Source organism: Bacillus sp. FSL L8-0528 (genome assembly GCF_038593085.1).
Lineage (GTDB): Bacteria > Bacillota > Bacilli > Bacillales > Bacillaceae > Bacillus > Bacillus paralicheniformis.
Map to the genome: position 1 here is coordinate 1,154,122 of NZ_CP151961.1, position 16,170 is coordinate 1,170,291.

At 46.2% G+C, this 16,170-nt stretch carries 16 protein-coding genes; 13 read left to right on the plus strand and 3 right to left on the minus strand.

What is annotated here, in order from left to right; genetic code table 11:
* Positions 1-65: 65 nt before the first annotated feature.
* The 9 genes from MHI30_RS05800 (at position 66) to melA (ending at position 8,856) form a co-directional block, all read left to right on the plus strand.
* Positions 66-1,319, plus strand: coding sequence for an MFS transporter (locus tag MHI30_RS05800; protein ID WP_154495626.1), 1,254 nt, complete (start codon positions 66-68; stop codon positions 1,317-1,319).
* A 71-nt stretch (positions 1,320-1,390) separates the two neighbouring features.
* Positions 1,391-1,684 carry a DUF2690 domain-containing protein gene (locus MHI30_RS05805; RefSeq protein WP_241494249.1) on the plus strand — a complete coding sequence of 98 codons (294 nt, stop codon included), beginning with the start codon at positions 1,391-1,393 and terminating at the stop codon, positions 1,682-1,684.
* Positions 1,685-1,937: 253 nt separating this feature from the next.
* Positions 1,938-3,035 (plus strand): Rap family tetratricopeptide repeat protein, encoded by a 1,098-nt coding sequence (locus tag MHI30_RS05810; protein WP_048350665.1) that lies wholly within the window; start codon positions 1,938-1,940, stop codon positions 3,033-3,035.
* Positions 3,035-3,151 carry a hypothetical protein gene (locus tag MHI30_RS05815; protein WP_020450851.1) on the plus strand — a complete coding sequence of 39 codons (117 nt, stop codon included), beginning with the start codon at positions 3,035-3,037 and terminating at the stop codon, positions 3,149-3,151. Before MHI30_RS05810 ends, MHI30_RS05815 begins: the two co-directional genes overlap by 1 nt.
* Positions 3,152-3,325: 174 nt before the next feature.
* Positions 3,326-4,363, plus strand: a complete 1,038-nt coding sequence (locus tag MHI30_RS05820) for a LacI family DNA-binding transcriptional regulator (protein WP_048350666.1) — start codon at positions 3,326-3,328, stop codon at positions 4,361-4,363.
* 113 nt (positions 4,364-4,476) lie between these two features.
* Positions 4,477-5,730, plus strand: a complete 1,254-nt coding sequence (locus MHI30_RS05825; protein WP_048350667.1) for an extracellular solute-binding protein — start codon at positions 4,477-4,479, stop codon at positions 5,728-5,730.
* Positions 5,731-5,772: 42 nt separating this feature from the next.
* A complete protein-coding gene (locus tag MHI30_RS05830) occupies positions 5,773-6,696 on the plus strand; it encodes a sugar ABC transporter permease (protein WP_075754875.1) in 924 nt (307 codons plus the stop codon).
* Positions 6,697-7,527: a carbohydrate ABC transporter permease gene (locus tag MHI30_RS05835; RefSeq protein ID WP_048350669.1), complete on the plus strand. Its 831-nt coding sequence runs from the start codon at positions 6,697-6,699 to the stop codon at positions 7,525-7,527.
* 30 nt (positions 7,528-7,557) lie between these two features.
* The gene (melA, locus tag MHI30_RS05840; protein ID WP_048350670.1) at positions 7,558-8,856 is read left to right on the plus strand and encodes an alpha-galactosidase MelA; all 1,299 of its coding nucleotides are present in this window, start codon (positions 7,558-7,560) and stop codon (positions 8,854-8,856) included.
* A gap of 24 nt (positions 8,857-8,880) precedes the next feature.
* On the opposite strand, the gene MHI30_RS05845 is transcribed toward melA, so the two are convergent.
* A complete protein-coding gene (locus tag MHI30_RS05845) occupies positions 8,881-10,035 on the minus strand; it encodes an AbrB family transcriptional regulator (RefSeq protein ID WP_075754877.1) in 1,155 nt (384 codons plus the stop codon).
* 208 nt (positions 10,036-10,243) lie between these two features.
* On the opposite strand from MHI30_RS05845, the gene MHI30_RS05850 reads away from it, so the two are divergent.
* Genes MHI30_RS05850 through MHI30_RS05860 form a run of 3 tightly spaced genes read left to right on the plus strand, consistent with a single transcriptional unit; the run spans position 10,244 to position 11,337 of the window.
* The gene (locus tag MHI30_RS05850; RefSeq protein ID WP_020450858.1) at positions 10,244-10,477 is read left to right on the plus strand and encodes a spore coat associated protein CotJA; all 234 of its coding nucleotides are present in this window, start codon (positions 10,244-10,246) and stop codon (positions 10,475-10,477) included.
* A gap of 5 nt (positions 10,478-10,482) precedes the next feature.
* On the plus strand, positions 10,483-10,746 hold the full coding sequence (locus MHI30_RS05855; protein WP_020450859.1) for a spore coat protein CotJB: 264 nt from the start codon (positions 10,483-10,485) through the stop codon (positions 10,744-10,746).
* 21 nt (positions 10,747-10,767) lie between these two features.
* Positions 10,768-11,337 carry a manganese catalase family protein gene (locus MHI30_RS05860; RefSeq protein WP_023856600.1) on the plus strand — a complete coding sequence of 190 codons (570 nt, stop codon included), beginning with the start codon at positions 10,768-10,770 and terminating at the stop codon, positions 11,335-11,337.
* A 44-nt stretch (positions 11,338-11,381) separates the two neighbouring features.
* Here MHI30_RS05860 and MHI30_RS05865 read toward each other — a convergent pair whose 3' ends face one another.
* Together MHI30_RS05865 and MHI30_RS05870 are read right to left on the minus strand one after the other, a co-directional pair.
* Positions 11,382-13,001 carry an AMP-binding protein gene (locus tag MHI30_RS05865; RefSeq protein ID WP_057957833.1) on the minus strand — a complete coding sequence of 540 codons (1,620 nt, stop codon included), beginning with the start codon at positions 12,999-13,001 and terminating at the stop codon, positions 11,382-11,384.
* 74 nt (positions 13,002-13,075) lie between these two features.
* Complete coding sequence (locus MHI30_RS05870; protein ID WP_048350706.1) at positions 13,076-14,278, minus strand: MFS transporter; 1,203 nt, start codon at positions 14,276-14,278, stop codon at positions 13,076-13,078.
* 115 nt (positions 14,279-14,393) lie between these two features.
* Here MHI30_RS05870 and MHI30_RS05875 point away from each other — a divergent pair, with 115 nt between their 5' ends.
* A complete protein-coding gene (locus tag MHI30_RS05875) occupies positions 14,394-16,157 on the plus strand; it encodes an ABC transporter substrate-binding protein (RefSeq protein ID WP_075754881.1) in 1,764 nt (587 codons plus the stop codon).
* Positions 16,158-16,170: the final 13 nt, after the last annotated feature.

Genomic DNA, 16,170 nt, shown 5'->3' on the forward strand with positions numbered 1-16,170 from the left:
CTAAATCGAAAGTCAAGGATGAGTGGGGAATAATGGATCATTTAAAAGTTGAAGGAGGAAGTTTGATGACAAAAGAGGCGGGATCAGTTGAAGGTAAAGGAAAACAACCACTGGTTCCCTATTGGGTAAAAGTTGTTATCGTATTTTTCTTCGGTTGGGTGGCTCTTTATGCAACGCGAACAATATTAAACCCCATTATGGGGGATATTGAATCAGCGTTTTCATTAAGCAAGGCACAACTTGGCTTAATTATGAGTATATTTTTCATCGGTTATGCTGGTATGAATGTTCCTGCAGGAATATTAGGAGATAAAATTGGGAAAAAACGAGTGTTGGTTCCAGGTGTTATTCTATTTGGCTCGCTTGCAGCAGTTACAGGGATGATGCCCACATTCTTTCTGTTTATCTCTGCATGGCTTATGGTTGGTATGGCTCAGGGGGTATATTATGGGCCGCAATATGGAATATCATCCGAAATTATCCCGAAGAACCGTCTAACATTAGGCAGTGCTGTGATTAATGCAGGGATGGCTTTTGGTACTTCAATTGGCTATTATATCTCCAGTTATGTTGTAGGAGAATGGGGATTCGGATGGAGAACCCCATTTTTTGCCATCGCAGTGCCGGTTGTACTTATCGGCATCGCAATGGCAATTGTAATTAAAGACAAACCAAAAACTGATAAAGAGGTTAAAAGGAGCGCTGAACCGTTTAAGTTTTCATCTTTATTTAATAGAAACTTAATTTTGGCATATATTATTATTTTCTGCTCTATTTACGGATTCTTTATGATTATTACTTGGTTGCCATACTATTTAGAAACAGCACGCGGTTTAACCGGAGGAAATATTGCCTTTGTTGCATCACTTGTTCCATGGGCAGCAATTCCAGGTTCATTATTTTTTAGTTGGCTGTCAGATAAGTTAGGCCGGCGCAAACCAGTATTGCTCATGATGTTGCCATTTGGTATTTTATCAACAGCTGCAATTGTTTACTTTGATAGCTTACCAATTCTGTATATGACACTAATTGTGTATGGAATTGTAGGGAAAATTAGCGTTAACCCCGTTTTAATTGCTGTTGTAGCAAATAATGCACCAAAGCAGTCATTAAGTACAGCATTTGGATTCTACAACTTTGTTGGAATGTTAGGTTCCATTTTAGCTCCATATATTACGGGCTGGCTTACAGACAATACAGGAAGTATGAATATAGGATTTTATTTTGCGGCAGCTCTGTTAGTCATCGCATTGATTGCAACATATTTAATAGATGAAAGTAATTTGCCCTCTGTAGATAAAGCAGCTAAAGATCATTAGTCAGTAAAAGCTTATGACTTCTTCACTGTAATTGCGCTTCAAGCGGCATAACAAAGGCGACAGCCAGACTGATAGATGCAAATAATAAACAATTCGGGAGCGCGGTTTTAAAATTCAGCAACGTCTGCAAAACAGCATGGGCTAAAATGACGCTGGGAAAAGCAGCGCCCTCAGGCTTGGAGGCAAATGCATATGTGAAAAGAAACACAGACGGAAAAGAACTGAGCTGCAGCTCAGCTGGAGGAAACGGAAAAGTGCTCCCTGGTCAGACAAATCGATGGTTTATGTTCTCGATCAGCGTTCTTCATATGCGATGTGGAAATATTATCATCCATCAAGCGGAACCCTCGCTTATGCCTATATAAGTTCGTATTCATATTGAAGCAGCAGTGTATGAAAGCACCCTTTCAGCAAGGGTGCTTTTTGCTGTCTTATCAGTCCCGGTTTCTCATCTCTTGAAGAGTCATTTGACCTAATAAAGGAGCGGGAACAGTGGGGGATTCAAAAAAACTGTGCAAAATGAACTATTACTATTAATTTATATAAGGGGAAAAATATAGTATGATAAGAAATGAATAAAATACAAAAAAATTGAATATCGGCAGAAAGGAGCTCCATATGAACAAAATCGCCGCGGAAGAAGTCGCCAACATGCTCAATACATGGTACCGCGCAATTAGAAGAAGCGATGCTGAACAGTCGATCAGGCTGTTTGAACAAATCAAACCGCTGCTGGCAGACATGGAGGAAGATCAGGAAGTTTTGATCTACTATTCCTTGCTGGAACTGCGGCATAAAATTATGCTCTACGATGCGAGAGGCAAAAAGATAGAGCAGCACGACGTAACGGCCGGCGACAGTGCTGCATCACATATGACATCCTATTACTACTACCTGTTTTCAGGAGCTTATGAAGTGTATAAAAAAAATTATGAGCAGGCAATCAGCTTCTATAAAATTGCCGAGAAGAAGCTTGCTCATGTACATGATGAAATTGAAGTTGCCCAATTTCACGATAAAGTCGGAAAGCTCTACTATTACTTGGGCCAGAATATCGTCTCTTTAAACCATACCCGGCAGGCGATGGAAATTTTCAAAGGACATGGCGACCATGACATGAACCTTGTCTCAACTTATATTACAATGGCCGGAAATTATACCGAGATGGGGAAATATACAGAGGCGGAAGAATATTTAACAGAAGCAATCCATACTGTCAGAAAAGCCGGCGACCATTTTAAAGAAATGCAGCTCCTTCATAATTTTGCCTTGCTTTATGCGGCGATGGACAAATCGGACAAGAGCATTCAATTTTTAGACATCGTTTTGAATGATCATGCATATGCTGCATCGGATTATTATTTCAATGCCGTGTTTTTAATGATCAAAGAGCTGTTTAAAACCGGAGACTATGAACGCGCCGCAGCCTTTTACAAAGAAGGGAAGGAAAGGTCGCAATCTGCGGCGAATGAAATATTTGACGCTAAAATCGATATTTTATATGCGGCTTATGCTGGAGGTGGTGAACAGGCGGTTAAAGACTGCAAAGACAACATAGAAATCCTCTTTCAAGCAAAGCATTACGACAGTGCCAGAGAACTTTCACTCTTAACGGCCAATGTTTACAGATCAAAGTCTCTTTATAAAGAGGCCGCACATTTCTTTTTGGAAGCGATTAAAGCGGAAGAAAAAATGAAAAAAGTGGAGGGAATGTGATGAAAAAACTGTTCATTGTTGCTGCGATTGCTGCCGTCGTATGTTCGGGATGGTTTGCGGCAGAAACTCATTCGCCATCCGGCGACATGCAGATTGCTGAAAAGATGGTCGGTTAAATCGGATACCCGGAATGAATTTTGAACATCCGCTCCTGAGCTAAGGGGCGGGTTTTTTTGTAGAGAAATCTAATTTCTGATTTTTTTAAAATATTGAAAACTTTTTCTTTGTTTGTTATGATGTCTTTAGTAAAGTTTAGTGAATATGGATTCTAAAGACAGGACGGGATGAAAATGGCGACGATTAAAGAAATTGCGCTTCAGGCTAAAGTATCAAGCACAACGGTTTCAAGGGTTTTGAACCATGACCAGTCATTAGCAGTGGCTCCTGAAACAAGGCAGCGGATTTTGGATATAGCAGACCGGCTCGGCTATAAAAGCACGCGCAGGCGCCGCGACGTATATGCCACAGAAAGCGGGGAAAGCCCGCGAATCGGCATTGTTGTCTGCCAATCACAGGAAGAAGAGCTGAACGATCCATACTTTTATTCCATCAGGCAAGGAATTGAAAGCGAGTGTTTTGATAGAGGAGCGTTTATTACGAAGTTTTTTCAGCTGAGCAGCATCCGCTCAAATCAGCCTGCAGGCGATGTCGACGGCTTAATCGTCATCGGAAGGATCGATTTTGCCGGCTTGCAGCAGTGCATGGGGGCGCTCAACAACGTCGTGTACATCAACCATACAGACAATGAAGAACTGCGCGACTCGGTTGTCGTCGATTTTGAGAAGGCGACGGGGAGGGCGCTGAACCATTTGAAATCGCTCGGCTATACAAGGCTCGGTTATATCGGCGGAAGAGAAAAAGAGCACTTTCGAATCAGCGATCAGGAGACAAGCGCCATTGAAATCGAAGACAAACGGCTGACTGCGTTTCTGGAGATGGCCGGTTCGGAAAACGCGAAGCACATTTATGTCGGCGAGTATTCGATGCAGCAAGGCTATGAGCTGATGAAAAAAGCGCTTCTTGAGAAAAACGTTCCCGAAGCTTTTTTTATCGCCAGCGATTCAATGGCCATCGGCGCGCTCCGGGCTCTTCGAGAATCGGGACTCAAGGTTCCCGAAGATGTTGCCATCGTCAGCTTCAACGGCATTGAAGCATCCGAATTTGCTAATCCGCCATTGACTACCGTAAAGGTTCATACAGAAGAGATGGGCCGGACGGGTGTGAAACTGCTGCTCGACAGAATGAAAGGACGGGAACTCCCGCTGAAAGTGACCGTACCTTCAGAGCTGATTATTCGGGAAAGCTGCGGATTCAGCAAGCGGAGCTAATGGTAAGGATCAGGCGCTTTTCAAGGAGGTGAGGCAAACAGGTTTACTAAATTATAGTAAATGATGAAAGCGCATTATCCACCGCCCAAAATTTCATAATTGGAGTGAAATTGATGAAAAAAATCATTTTCTCTTTTATTCTCCTGATCATTTTGCCTGCACTAGCAGCGGGCTGCTCGGGAAAGAATGCCGGAAAGAACGGAGAGGTCACACTTACAATGTTTTCGACAATGACAAACGACAGTGAAAAAAACACGCTCAGAAGCATCGCAGATGATTTTGAAAAAGAAAATGAAGGCATCAAAATCGATATCAGCTTCCCCGGCCCGGACTATGAAAATATGCTGCGCGTCAAAATGGCGGCAAATGACATGCCTGACTTGTTCGATACGCACGGCTGGGCAAAAATCCGCTACGGGGAATACACCGCAGATTTAAAAGACATGGATTGGGTGAAGCATCTCGATCCAAACCTCGATCCGATTTTGAAGGATGAAAAAGGCAAAGTATATGCCTACCCTTTCAATCAGGCAAAAGACGGGATCGTCTACAATGCCGGTTTGTTGAAGAAATACGGTCTCAAGCCTCCGCACACGTTGGACAAACTGATGCACGCGCTGGAAACGATCAAAGAAAAAAGCAATGGGAATGTCATTCCTTTTTGGTTCGCCGGTTCAGATAAAGGCGCTTTAGCTCAGTTTTATGATCAGTTTGCCACCCCGCTTCTCATCACAGATGATCGCCGCAATGAAAAAAAAGCTTTGGAAAACGGCACATTCGACTGGTCCGCCTACACACTTCTCGCAGAAACCTTTAAAGAAATGCAGGAAAAGCAATTGATCAATAAAGATGTCCTAACGGCAAAACCGTCGCAATTGGTCGAATTAATGGCACAAGGAAAAATCGGCTTTACCCTCTCGGTCACATCGATCGGCCCTGATACGAGAGAAGTCAACCCCGATATCCAGTTAGGCGTGATGCCGACGCCAGCCGTTTTTGAAGGCGACAAACCGAGCTGGATTGGAGGAGAGCGCCATACCGTTGCTGTCTGGAAAGACTCAGAACACCTCGAAGAAGCAAAGCGGTTTATTGAATTCGCCGCACAGCCCAAATATGCGAAAAAGATCGCCAAAGCCACCTCATTTCCTCAAGCGTTAACCAACACAGAAGCAGAAAACTACTATTCTAAGTTTTATGATCAATATAAAGAAATCGAAATCGAACCGTACTTTGACCGTGTTTACCTCCCGAGCGGAATGTGGGACGTCATGGGGACGACGGGACAGGAACTTTTGGCCGGCACGTTAACGCCGAAGCAGGTATCGGAAAAAATGAAACAGGAATACAGCAGATTACAAGAACAATAGAAAGGGTCGTTATCATCATGATGAAAAAAGAAGGGTGAAATGATGAGCGAATTAGCTAAAGGAAAAAGTCTGACTATTGCGGAAAGTAAAAGGGGATTTGTGAAGAAAAACGGATCGCTCTGGTGGATGTATCTTCCCGCCTTGGCGCTTGTATCCATCTTTATGATTTATCCGTTTGCGAGCGGCATAAAAATCACGTTTACGAACTGGAACGGTTTTTCACAGTCGTATGACTGGATCGGCTTTGTCCAATATAAACGGATGCTGGCCGACCCGGCCACATGGCTTGTCGTCAGAAACACCCTGCTGTATGGACTGGGCAGTACGATTTTGCAAAATGTCATCGGTCTTCTCTATGCCCTCCTGCTGTTTAAAAGCATCAGAATGAAAGCGCTGACACGTACGGTTGTCTATTTGCCCGTCATCATCAGCCCGCTGATCATGGGGTATATCTGGTATTTTTTCTTCACCTATGAAGGAGGCGCCTTGAACGATGTGCTGAAATTATTCGGGGCAGGTCCTGTAAACGCCTTGAGCAGCCCGGAAATCAATCCGTGGATCATCGTATTTGTCAATTCATACCAGTTTGTCGGTATTGCGATGGTCATTTATTTAGCTGGTCTCGGAAGCATTCCGAAAGATTTTTATGAAGCGGCGCAAATCGACGGGGCAAGCGGTTTTCAGCAGTTTTGGAAGATTACGCTGCCGCTGTTGATGCCTTCTGTCACAATCAATATGGTCATCAATATCATCGGCGGACTGAAGCTGTTTGATGTCATTTTAGCGCTGACAGGCGGCGGTCCGGGAAATGCTTCGCAATCGATGTCGACTTTTATGTACGATTTGTATTTTAAAAGGCAGGATGCAGGTTATGCAGCCGCTCAGGGGGTTTTCATGGCGGCGTTGATACTGCTGATCAGCTTTACGGCTCTTATTTATTTTAAGCGCAAGGAGGTCGAAGCCTAGATGAATCGCCAAGAGAAAAAGAAGCGGGCGCTGTGGACGGCGCTGGCCGTATGTATTACCGTTTTTCACCTGATTCCATTTTATATTTTGCTGACGACCGCGCTGAAAGCAAAGGGGGATTTCAGCTCGAAATGGAAGTTTCCTGACGAAATCAGCCTCGGTAATTTCGCAGAAGCATGGGATAAAGCAGGTCTGGCCGGCTCGTTTTTCAATACCGCTGTGATCACTTTTGCTTCGGCGGCTCTGTTGATTGTGATCGGCTCTCTGGCGGCCTATCCGCTCGCCAGGCGCAGAACAAAGCTCAATCAAGCCGTTTACTTCCTGTTTATCGGCATTATGATCATTCCGCCGCTGACATCCATGGTTCCTTTATACAAAATGGTGGTGGAGCTCGGCATGCTGAATACGCTCGAAATCGCGATATTGAATAATACGGCGGCTTATATGCCCTTGACGATTTTTTTGTATGCCGGATTTATCCGCTCGACGATTCCGAAAGAGCTTGAAGAGGCGGCAAGAATCGACGGGGCGAGCACGGCGGGCATTTTCTTCAGAATCGTCTTTCCTTTATTAAAACCGGTGACTGCGACGATATGCATTATTGCCTGTGTATTCATTTGGAACGACTATCAGTTTTCGATCTTTTTCCTTCAAGACAAAAGTGTGCAGACTTTGACTGTGGCGATTGCCGGCTTCTTTGGGCAAAATGCGAACAACCTGCACTTGGTGGCTGCGGCTTCGCTGATGGCGATGCTGCCGATGACGATTCTATTTTTATTCCTGCAAAAGTACTTTATAAAAGGATTATCAGCAGGAGCGCTAAAAGGTTAGCGGAAATTTCTCGGGGAAAGGAAGATATGAATGACTAAAATTGCTTTTATCGGAGCTGGAAGCACGATTTTTGCGAAAAATGTGCTGGGGGACTGCCTGATGGTTCCGGCGGTCAACGGATTTGAATTTGCTTTGTATGATATCGATCCGCAGCGTCTCAAAGAATCTAAAGAAATGCTCGAGCATTTAAAAAACCGCTATAATAACACGGTATCGATCCGTGCTTATGACGATAGAAAAGAAGCTTTGGCGGGGGCGAAATATGTGATCAATGCCATTCAGGTCGGCGGCTATAAACCGGGCACAGTCATCGATTTTGAGATCCCGAAAAAGTACGGCCTCAAGCAGACGATTGCCGATACGGTCGGAATCGGCGGGATATTCAGGGCGCTGCGGACGATTCCCGTTTTGTTGGATATGGCAAAAGACATCGAATGCGCGGCGCCCGACGCCTGGCTCTTAAATTACACAAACCCGATGGCTTCTTTAACCGGTGCGCTGCTTCGATACACGGACGTGAAAACGGTCGGTCTTTGCCACAGCGTACAAGTATGCACAAAAGACCTTTTCAAATCCCTCGGCATGAAGCATGAACGAATCGAAGAAAGAATCGCCGGCATCAATCATATGGCTTGGCTTCTTGAAGTAAAGCAAGACGGAAAAGACTTGTATCCAGAAATTAAAAAACGGGCAAAAGAAAAACAGAAAACGAAACATGGTGACATGGTCAGGTTTGAACTGATGGATAAATTCGGCTACTATGTGACCGAATCGTCCGAACATAACGCGGAGTACCACCCTTATTTTATCAAAAGCCGTTATCCCGAACTGATTGAAGAGCTGAATATTCCGATTGACGAATATTTGAGAAGGTGCGAGAAGCAGATTCAAAACTGGGAAAAGATGCGCGGCGAAATCGTCGGCAACCGGCATTTAACCCACGAGCGGTCAAACGAATACGGCTCAAGAATCATCGAAGCGATGGAAACCGGACAGCCGTTTACATTCGGCGGAAATGTCTTGAATAAAGGATTGATTACAAACCTTCCGGAAAAAGCCGTCGTTGAAGTGACGTGCGTCGCTGAGCGGAACCGGATCACTCCGTGCGCCGCGGGCGAGCTGCCTGAACAGCTGGCGGCTTTAAACCGCACCAATATCAATACACAGCTGTTAACGATTGAAGCGGCAATAACAAAAAGAAAAGAGCACATTTACCATGCTGCATTGCTTGATCCGCATACCGCTGCGGAATTATCGATGGATGATATCGTAAGCATGTGCGATGAATTGATCGAAGCACACGGCGACTGGCTGCCGGAATTTGAATAAAAAAATAAAGCCCGAGCGAAGGGATCAGCCTTCAGCTCGGGCTTTTTTCAGGCGGGGGTGTGAATATTTTTCCGACTTTTGATGAAGCAATCGGAAGAATGGAGGAAGCATTGCGATCACGAGCACCACCCTCAACACTTGGACGGCGACGACGAACGTAGAGTCGGCGTGAAGCGTGACAGATGTTGTCGCCATTTCCGCGATTCCCCCCGGAGCAAATGCCAATATGGCCGTTGTCAGCGAAATGCCTGCCGCTTTAGCGGTGACGGCGGCGCTTAAAATCATCGCAATGATCAGTCCGACGGAGCTGGCAAGTGCGACGATCAGCGTTTTTCTGACGCCGATAAACATTTCTTTGCTGATTTTTGAACCGATCGTCGCGCCGAGACAAATTTGCGACAGCACTGAAAAGCCGTGGGGCCACCAGGCTGTTGCGCTGAGCCCGGTCATTGAAGCGCCTGCGATTTGCAGAACGGCCGCACCGGTCATGCTTCCGAGCAGCCATGGCGCCGGAAACCGCAGTGCTTTCATCGCTTTGCATACCCCGAATCCGCCCAGCACGATCAGCGCAGTCCAAGCGAGATGAGGCGCTTCAAATGCCGATGTTCCCGCGGCGATCACTTGACTGCCGGCAGCATGGGCGTCAGGCTGCTTCGCATTTATGAAAAAAACGAAAAAGGGAACGGTCATGACGACCAGAAGCACACGTATCATCTGCACGAGACTGACGATTGCCGTGTTCGCTCCCACTTCCTGAGCGATGCCCGGCATCGCGGAAAGCCCGCCGGGGGCCGTTCCCACAAAACTCGTCAGCATATCGGTCTTGCTGAACCGCCACAAGACAAAGCCTGACAGCATGGCGAACACGACGGAAAGGAGGAGCATGACGCCGACAATCAGCCAATTTTCCTTAAAGATCGAAATCACGGACATGTTGATTTTCTGGCCGAGCTCAATTCCCAATAGCATTTGGCCGAACTGAAGCCAGCCATGATGGATGCCGTTTTGTCTGACAGCAGCCTTTAACGGTGACGGGCGAAACAGCGACAGACAAGCGGCTGCTGTCATTGTGCCGACCATCCAGCCGATCGTCATGCCGGTCAAAGAGAGAAGAAATCCCCCAAAACTGCTGATTAATATCAATAATATATCCCGAAGGAAATCTCTTTTTTCCCTCAAATGAAAAACCTTCTTCCTGATTACTGCAATCATTTTGTTCACTAAGTAAAGTATTTCTATATATCACTATATAATAATTTTAGTGATTGGTAAAATACGAATTTATTTAAAAGATTAATAAGAAAAACTGATCGTTCATTTTGAACATAACAGATGGAACATATGAATACATTAAATTAGATTCGATCACAAATAGAGGTGAACCGATATGAAACATTCCAAGGAATCATTCACCAAAGTCAAATCGTATCGTCCGTTTCACAGCGCTTTTGATCCGTGTCCTCCGATCGGTAAAAGATATTACAGAACCCCTCCAAATCTATATCTAGGTTTTCAGCCCCGCGGCCTTCCGCAGTTTTCCCCGATGGAGGCGCTGCAAAAAGGGACGCTTTGGCCCGTATTTTACGATCATTATGAAAATCCGTATGAAGATGGGAGGTAAGGGGGGTGACGAACTCTTTACCGCAAGACTATTATCAAAGGCTCCATGAAATTCAGGCCGTCGATTTTGTCATCGTTGAGCTGATGCTTTACCTTGATACACATCCCGATGATACCGACGCCATCAGACAATACAACCAGTATGCCGGATATTCAAGAAAACTGAAAGCGAAGTTTGAATCAAAATACGGCCCTTTGACGCAAGGGAGCCCGGATCAGACGGAATCCTATTGGAGCTGGAAAAAAAGTCCCTGGCCGTGGCAAGTTTAATAGAGGAAGGGAGTCAGGTTCATGTGGCTTTATGAGAAAAAACTGCAGTATCCTGTTAGGGTGAGAGAATGCAATCCGAGACTTGCCAAATTTTTGATTGAGCAATACGGCGGAGCGGACGGCGAATTGGCTGCGGCGCTTCGCTATTTGAACCAGCGCTACAGCATTCCTGACAAAGTCGTCGGACTGCTGACGGACATCGGTACGGAAGAGTTTGCTCACCTTGAAATGATTGCGACGATGGTATATAAATTAACAAAAGACGCGACACCCGAACAGATGAAGGAAGCCGGGCTCGGCGATCATTACGCAGACCATGACAAAGCCCTGTTTTACCATAACGCTGCCGGCGTTCCGTTCACCGCTACATACATCCAGGCAAAAGGCGATCCGATTGCCGATTTATATGAAGATATAGCGGCTGAAGAAAAAGCGAGGGCTACGTATCAATGGCTGATTGACATGTCGGATGATCCGGATTTAAATGACGGGCTGGCATTTTTACGGGAAAGGGAAATCGTTCATTCACAGCGCTTCCGCGAAGCTGTCGAAATTTTGAAGGAAGAGCGCGACAGTAAAAAAGTATTTTAAACAGCAAAAAGCCGAAAATACGATTGGTATTTTCGGCTTTTTGTTTACTGCACAGGGCTCGCAAGCAGCTCTTCTGCGCGGTCGCGAAGCACATACTTTTGGACTTTTCCGGAAGCGGTCAGCGGGTATTCGTCGATCAGAAATACGTACTCCGGAATTTTGTAATATGAAAGCTGTCCTTTGCAAAAATCTCTGACATCTTCAAGCGTCAGCTTTTTGCCCGGTTTGCATTTAATAAAGGCCGCCGTTTTTTCCCCGTATTTTTCATCAGGAACGCCGACAACCTGTACATCGACAATATCCTCATGTTCATAAAGGAATTCCTCTATTTCACGCGGGTATATGTTTTCACCGCCGCGGACGATCATATCTTTTAAGCGGCCGGTAATCCTCACGTATCCGTCCCGGTCCATTTCGGCCAAATCGCCGGTATGGAGCCAGCCGTCTTCATCAATGACCTTTTTGGTGGCTTCGTCCATTTTATAGTATCCCTTCATGACGAGGTATCCTCTTGTGCACAGTTCACCTTGCTCGTCCGGGCCGAGCGTTTCCCCCGTGTCAGGATCCACAATTTTCATTTCTACATGCGGATGCACTTTACCGACGGTTTCAACGCGGCGTTCGATCGTGTCGGTGACCGTTGTCTGCGTAATCACGGGTGAAGACTCCGTTTGTCCGTATGCGATTGTGATATCCGTCATATTCATTTGCTTCATCACTTTTTTCATCACTTCTTTAGGACACGGGGAGCCTGCCATGATCCCGGTCCGCAATGAAGATAGGTCATAGTTTGCAAAATCGGGGTGGGTGAGCTCGGCGATAAACATTGTCGGCACACCCTGCAGTCCTGTACATCGCTCTTTTTCGACCGTTTGCAGGACGATGTCCGGTTTGAATTCGATGATCGGCAGCATGGCCGCGCCTGACGCGACACAGGCAAGCGTGCTTAGCACACAGCCGAAGCAGTGAAACAGAGGAACCGGAATGCACAGCCTGTCTTCGCTCGTCAGCCCCATTCTGTCGGCAACGATCGCCGCATTATTGACGATATTGTAGTGAGTCAGCATAACACCTTTTGGAAAGCCTGTTGTTCCCGACGTATACTGCATATTGATCACATCATCGTGTGTGAGTGATTGCTCTCTTTCGAAAAGGTCGGCATCAGAGACCGTTTCGCCCAGTTTGGCGATGTCGGCAAAAGCCGTCATATGTTCAGGGACTTTATTCTTGCCAAGGTAGACGAGATTTTTCAGCTTCGGCAGCTTTTCCGGATTTTTTATGATCTCGTCGACCATATCGATATAGGATGTCCCTTTGTAGCCGTCCATTAGAAAGAGGGTGGTGGAATCGGAATGTTCCAATAAGTACTCAAGTTCTCTCGCCTGATAGCTTGTATTGACGGTGACGAGCACAGCGCCGATTCTTGCCGTCGCAAACTGGAGCAGAATCCATTCCGGTATATTGGATGCCCAGATGGCGACATGCTCTCCTTTTTGAATGCCGAGCGCGAGCAGCCCTTTTGCAATTTTAGAGGTTTCTTCAACAAGCTCCTGATACGAATATCTTAAATCGAGCTCAGAATATACAACCGCTTCATGATTCGGAAACCGGCCGGCGGTTGATTTTAAAAGCCCGCCGATCGTTTGTTTTTTTAATGTAATCATAATGCCTCCTTGCCTCCCGAATAAAAACTGTTTCTATTATAGCACTTTGTTCTAGTACCAGGTACTATAAAGAATTAGTTTTTTCTTAGCCAGGAAGATAATGTTAATACTGTTCGGTATTGTGCAAGTCCGCCGGCAGCCACGATTCCTGCAATAGCAAGAAATAGCGCTGCCCCGCCGAACTTGATGAACATCATCCCGCCTAAAAAAGGACCGATTGTCCGGGAAATATCCCAATGCAGGCCGAAAAATGCAAAATATCTGCCCCGCATATGATCGGGAGCAAGGCGCGAGACAAAGGTTTGCATGTGATTCAGCAGCATGCTTTCTGCCGCCGTAAATAAAACGGCAGTCGAGAGCAGCCAAAAGATCGATGATGAAAAAGCGAAACCAATCGCTGCCACAGCGTAGCATACATATGATATGGAAACGACCGTTTGGATGTTCAGTCCTTCCGTCCATTTGACAAGCGGAATTTGCATCGTAATGCTAAGAAGGGCGCGGCACACTGTATAAACAGTCAAGGTGAATAGGAAATCTTCAAAAAGAGTTTCGAGATAAAGGCGGTAGTTTGACTCCAGTTGAGCATAGAACAGGCTGACGGGGACCGACAAGAACATCAAGGACAGAACCGGACGGTGCTGAAAAAATACCTTTTTTGCGGAAAGAAGTTTTTCCCTCTCCAAAATCTCCTTTTGCCTTTTTGACCGCCATACCTCGGGCATTTTAAAATAAACAGCAAGCCAATACAGAAAAAACGCACATGCCTGAAAGCCGAACATCAGGCTTGGCTGATAGGAATAGACTGCAAGTCCGGCGGCCGGACCGACCGCTGCGCCCAACCCTTCAATGGCATGAAGGACAGCGAACGCTTCAGAGCGACGCCCGCTTTCGGTGCTGTCCGTTATTTGGGCCCGCTGCGCAGGGATGTACAAAGCTCCCCCAATGCCGTTCAGCACATAAAAAAGAGCGAACAGCCAAATGTGATCTGCCATCATAAAACCGGCGGCAGAGACGGTCTGAAAGGCGAGCGCCGCCAGGATCACCTTCCGTCTTCCGATCCGATCCGTCAGTCCACCTGCGGCAAGCGTCACCGCGACCTCGGTCAGCGGTCTTGCTCCGATGACGAGCATCACCGGCAATATGCCGGTTCCAAGCACATCATACAGATAAAAAAGGAGGAAAGGGGCCAGCATGGCTCCCGTTATTCCGGTCAGGAACTCTCCGAAGAAGCAAATCAGCACGGGAGAACCGTACCTTTGTTTTAAACGGTTCATTTCATATCCTCCTTCAACATAGCAGTGCAATTAGTGTAAAATGGAAAATCATCAGTAAAAAGGACAGAAAACCAGGGGAGAAATTTCCCCTTTTATAAAGAGGGGGATAACGGAGATGAAATCGATCGAACATTACATGGAACTTACCGCGGGAATTAAATGCGAAAGCGAAGGGGAGGCAGAAGAGATTTCAGTCAGTGAAATCGCGGATATTCTGTATTGCACACCGAGGAACGCAAAACTGATTTTAGCGAAACTTGAAGGTTTGCAGTGGATTGCTTGGAAAAGGGGAAGGGGGAGAGGAAACAAATCAGAAATCCGCTTTTTAAAAGAACCTTGTGAACTGCTGCTTGAAACGGCGAAAAATGATACGAAAGAAGGTAAAATCGACCGGGCGAGACACCTTCTCGAAGCATATCAGCATTCGTGTCCGGACGCATTGCCGTCATATAAAGAGTGGCTTGAGCGCGTTTTCGGCTTTCAGACCGAATCGGAGGGCAGCAAGCAAAAAGATGTGCTGAGGCTCATGACCGCGATGGAGCCAGAGCATTTTAAGCGTCTTGATCCGTGCCGTATTTATCTGCGTTCAGAGAGCCATGTCGTTAAGCAGGTATGTGATACATTGATCCGTTTTAATGAAAAGGAAGGAGGTTTTATGCCGCATCTTGCCCACCACTGGGAATGTGACGCCGACCAAAAAACGTGGACGTTCTATTTGAGGAAAGGGATCTATTTCCATGATGGCACAACATTGACAGCTGAGGATGTTAAATACTCGTTTGAGCGTTTTATGCTGGATGATGAAAATAAATGCAAATGGCTCGCAGAGGATATCGGAAATGTTGCGGTCAGGGATGAATATAGTTTTGATATTTGTTTAAAGGCAAAAAACTCGCTGTTTTTGCATCATCTTTGCGATGAAAGGCTGTCTATTTTAAACCGCCATCAGAATGACGGACTGTTGATCGGGACGGGTCCTTTCAGACTTGTCCGCCGGGATGACCGGATTCTCGCGCTTGAAGCGCATGAGCGATATTTTCAAGGGCGGGCTTTTTTAGACCGGATCGAACTATGGTATATGGATGGCAATTTTTCTCTTGTCGACTACGGTTTTTATATGGAAAAAGAAGAACAAAGTCAGGTTTTCGATGAATGGCACGAGGAAAGGAATGTTCAGTACATCTCGGTGAATGCAAACAAATCGGGGCCTCTCAAGCATAAGGCGTTCAGGAAGGCTTTGCGGCAAATCATTTCCCCTTCACATATGGTCAGTGAATTAGCCGGACAACGGACGGCTCCGGCGGGAGGCTTTCTAAACCGGGATCTTCCGCCTGAATACGGGGACGACGACATCGGCAAGCTGCTTATGGAAGGCCATTACAAAGGCGATCCGCTTCGGCTTTATACGTTTTCCGAACCGGATCACCGGGAGGATGCGTCATGGATCCAAAAGAGGTGCAGGCGGTACGGCATCGCACTAGAGGTTTGTTATATGAAAGCGGATGAGCTCATGAAGGAAGAAGTGATCGCAAAAGCCGATTTGATTCACGACAGTGCGACATTCGGACGTTCGGAAGAAATGAGCTGGCTTCACCTCCTTTTAACGGAAAACAGCTTTTTACACGTCCATATGCCGGGGGAATGGCAGAGGAAGTCCGCCTTGATGAGGGATCAGCTTCGTTTCATTGATGAGCATTCCAAGCGGATCAGCCTTCTGTGTGAGGCGGACCGCGCCTTGGCAGAAGAGGTTTACACGATTCCGCTATATCAAAACAATATTCGCGTTAAAGCGGGGGAAGCCATTCAAGGCATTGTGCTTAACGAAGAAGGATGGATTGATTTTTACGGCATCTGGTACAAAAAAGAGGCTCTTCTGTAAGAGCCCCTCCATT

What these genes read in the sequence shown, in the direction of transcription:
- MHI30_RS05800 (WP_154495626.1), top strand. Translation starts at nt 66, where the DNA reads ATGACAAAAGAGGCGGGATCAGTTGAAGGTAAAGGAAAACAACCACTG.
- MHI30_RS05810 (WP_048350665.1), top strand. Translation starts at nt 1,938, where the DNA reads ATGAACAAAATCGCCGCGGAAGAAGTCGCCAACATGCTCAATACATGG.
- MHI30_RS05815 (WP_020450851.1), top strand. Translation starts at nt 3,035, where the DNA reads ATGAAAAAACTGTTCATTGTTGCTGCGATTGCTGCCGTCGTATGTTCG.
- MHI30_RS05820 (WP_048350666.1), top strand. Translation starts at nt 3,326, where the DNA reads ATGGCGACGATTAAAGAAATTGCGCTTCAGGCTAAAGTATCAAGCACA.
- MHI30_RS05825 (WP_048350667.1), top strand. Translation starts at nt 4,477, where the DNA reads ATGAAAAAAATCATTTTCTCTTTTATTCTCCTGATCATTTTGCCTGCA.
- MHI30_RS05830 (WP_075754875.1), top strand. Translation starts at nt 5,773, where the DNA reads ATGAGCGAATTAGCTAAAGGAAAAAGTCTGACTATTGCGGAAAGTAAA.
- MHI30_RS05835 (WP_048350669.1), top strand. Translation starts at nt 6,697, where the DNA reads ATGAATCGCCAAGAGAAAAAGAAGCGGGCGCTGTGGACGGCGCTGGCC.
- melA (WP_048350670.1), top strand. Translation starts at nt 7,558, where the DNA reads ATGACTAAAATTGCTTTTATCGGAGCTGGAAGCACGATTTTTGCGAAA.
- MHI30_RS05850 (WP_020450858.1), top strand. Translation starts at nt 10,244, where the DNA reads ATGAAACATTCCAAGGAATCATTCACCAAAGTCAAATCGTATCGTCCG.
- MHI30_RS05860 (WP_023856600.1), top strand. Translation starts at nt 10,768, where the DNA reads ATGTGGCTTTATGAGAAAAAACTGCAGTATCCTGTTAGGGTGAGAGAA.
- MHI30_RS05865 (WP_057957833.1), bottom strand. Translation starts at nt 13,001, where the DNA reads ATGATTACATTAAAAAAACAAACGATCGGCGGGCTTTTAAAATCAACC.
- MHI30_RS05870 (WP_048350706.1), bottom strand. Translation starts at nt 14,278, where the DNA reads ATGAACCGTTTAAAACAAAGGTACGGTTCTCCCGTGCTGATTTGCTTC.
- MHI30_RS05875 (WP_075754881.1), top strand. Translation starts at nt 14,394, where the DNA reads ATGAAATCGATCGAACATTACATGGAACTTACCGCGGGAATTAAATGC.